Genomic DNA, 2391 nt, shown 5'->3' with positions numbered 1-2391 from the left:
GGCACGGTGGAAATATGCGGCACGCGGGCGCATACGTTGAAGAAGGGCGACCCATTATTTGCGATGCTTGGTCATGACCGGGGCGGCAATGCCGAATTTGTCGTGGTCAAGGCGACGGAGGCGGCTGCGAAACCGGATCGTCTAAGCCATGTCGAAGCCGCGGCGGTGCCGCTTGCCGGCATCACTGCATGGCAGGGCCTGTTCGACCATGGCGGCCTCAAATCCGGGCAACGGGTTCTCATCCATGGCGGCGCCGGCGGCGTCGGTCATCTGGCGATCCAGTTCGCCAAGGCCGCGGGCGCGTTCGTCGCGACAACCGTTTCCGCCGAGGACGTGGTTTTCGTCCGTGAGCTCGGCGCCGATCAGACGGTCGACTACAAGAACCAGGGTTTCGAAGAGGTCGTCGATGCGGTCGACCTGGTGTTCGACCTTGTCGCGGGCGACACGCAGGACCGCTCCTGGGATGTGCTCAAGCCAGGCGGAACACTCGTTTCCACTCTTTCCGAACCGTCGCAGGAAAAGGCAAATTTGCGCCGGGCGCGTGGCGTCTCCTATCTGGCCGAACCGAATGCGGCGCATCTTGCCGAGATCGGCCGCCTCATCGAGGCCGGCAAGGTCACCCCCTTCGTGCAAGCCACGTACCCTCTTGGAGAGGTCGCCAAAGCGGAAGAACGGCTGGAAAATGAGCATGTGCGTGGCAAGATCGTGCTTGAGGTTTCCGCCTAGCGAGTTGGTGCTTCTGCCGTCCCTCTCGAACGGGTTATCCGATCCGCGCGTCGCCGTCGCTGTCCGGCACGTTCGGAAACAACACCTTCAGCTTGTGTTCCGCGCTTGCCCAACTGCGCGTGTGATGTTGCCAGAGGCACCAATTGCTCACCGCAAAGGCTAGAATGCCGACAGTCACGGCGAGACTGACTGTCGAGCCAATGACAACCTTGAGCATCACCCCGGCAAAGACACCGGCGATGGCACCGTTGACGACATTCACCATCCCTGCGGTTCCGGCGAACGCTTGCCAGGGCCTTGGCTTGAGGCCGACATCGGCCAGCAGAGCCGTTTGGTTGTCATGAGTGGAGTGAACCAGGTAGCGCGCCATCGAGGGAGTAAGCTCGGTGTAGTAGTGCCTGATGCGCGCCATGCCACGGGCGTGGACCATGTCTTCGATGGCCACCTGCACAGCCCTGACGAATGTCACCAGCCCGATGAAGTAGAGGCATGGCAACAGGATCAGGCTGAACAGCATGAAAGGAAGCCCCATCCTTGTCACCTGGGCGACGAAGGCAAGGGCGATCGTGGCGCTGGATACCGAAGTCAGGAACAAATTTGCGCGCTGATTCGCCTCCTGAATCGTCGCCGCTCTGGCGGTCCCGAGCACCAAATGCTCCGTGGTCATCATCTGCAGGAGTTGCTGCCGGTTCTCGCCTTCATCGGTTTTTGTCTTCCTTGCAGGCATCGCAAAAAACCTGTTGCGGGACGCGCTCCCCCACCCAACCAACTCCTCAAAGCCGCCCACCCAAGGAACGAACTGCTTCCGAAGGGGTTCCAGCGCAACCAAGAGCCGTTCCGTGATCCCGGAGCAGAGCCGGATCACCGACCGAGCCAATTTTGCCGACAGATAGCGAAACGATTGTCCCCGAGCATCGTTTCGAAACCAGACATGAATTTGATGAGGAGGCGATGATGAGCGCTACCGGTTTGGATGTTTTTGACAGGACGCTGCAGACGACCAACATCTGGCTCGACGAGATCATGGAGGTCCGGATCGGCGGATTGCATGGCACATATTGGGCGCGGTCTTGCGGACCGTAAGGGACAGGCTGCAGATCGGGCTTGCGGCCAAACTTGGGGCGGAACTGCCGCTCCTGGTACGCGGCGCTTATTACGACCACTACCGGCCCGCAGCCGAGCCGGACAAAACGCGCTCCCTTGAAAACTTCTCGCAGCACATCGGCGAGGAATTGAAATCGATCCGCCCCGTCGATCCCGAGGAGGCGGCACGCTCGGTGTTCCGAGTTCTTGCACGGCATATTGATCTTGGCCAATCGGCCAAGGTGCGCGATGCCCTGCCGAAAGAAATCCAGGCGCTTTGGCCCGAAAGTCTCGGCGTCAAATAGCGACGCTCCCCAGGCAGCCGTGCCGAGGCTGGCGCCCCGAGGGCGTCAGTCTCGCAAACGGTTGGCGGCATGATCCTGGTGCTGCTCGGTCGCGATCTGCCTGGAGTCCAAACCGCGTTCTTTGGAATGCTGCGCCTTGTCGCGATTGGACAGAACCTGGTTTTCTTCGAGCTTGTCCTTTGGCGTTACGGTCATGGCGCCTGTGCCAGAACCCTTTCCCTGTGAACCTGCTCCGATGTGTTTCTTGCTCCCGCGTGCCATGGGCTGCCTCCAATCT

Annotated in this window: 3 protein-coding genes and 1 pseudogene; 2 read left to right on the top strand and 2 right to left on the bottom strand. The window is 60.7% G+C overall.

Annotation, left to right across the window (positions count from 1 at the left end):
* The coding region (locus tag EN984_RS31410) for an NADP-dependent oxidoreductase (protein WP_164765784.1) at nucleotides 1–726 on the top strand (726 nt) is incomplete at its 5' end.
* A gap of 34 nt (nucleotides 727–760) precedes the next feature.
* Here the strand turns inward: EN984_RS31410 and EN984_RS31405 are convergent.
* The gene (locus EN984_RS31405) at nucleotides 761–1555 is read right to left on the bottom strand and encodes a hypothetical protein (RefSeq protein WP_236382652.1); all 795 of its coding nucleotides are present in this window, start codon (nucleotides 1553–1555) and stop codon (nucleotides 761–763) included.
* Between the two features lie 125 nt (nucleotides 1556–1680).
* Here EN984_RS31405 and EN984_RS31400 point away from each other — a divergent pair.
* Nucleotides 1681–2114 (top strand): annotated as a pseudogene (locus tag EN984_RS31400) (DUF2267 domain-containing protein).
* Between the two features lie 45 nt (nucleotides 2115–2159).
* Here EN984_RS31400 and EN984_RS31395 read toward each other — a convergent pair.
* A partial coding sequence (locus EN984_RS31395; RefSeq protein ID WP_245480158.1) for a hypothetical protein occupies nucleotides 2160–2391 on the bottom strand: 232 nt, incomplete at its 5' end.

The sequence above is a fragment of the Mesorhizobium sp. M7A.F.Ca.CA.004.12.1.1 genome, from assembly GCF_003997835.1.
Classification (GTDB): Bacteria; Pseudomonadota; Alphaproteobacteria; order Rhizobiales; family Rhizobiaceae; genus Mesorhizobium.
This window is presented reverse-complemented; position numbering and strand designations above follow the sequence as displayed.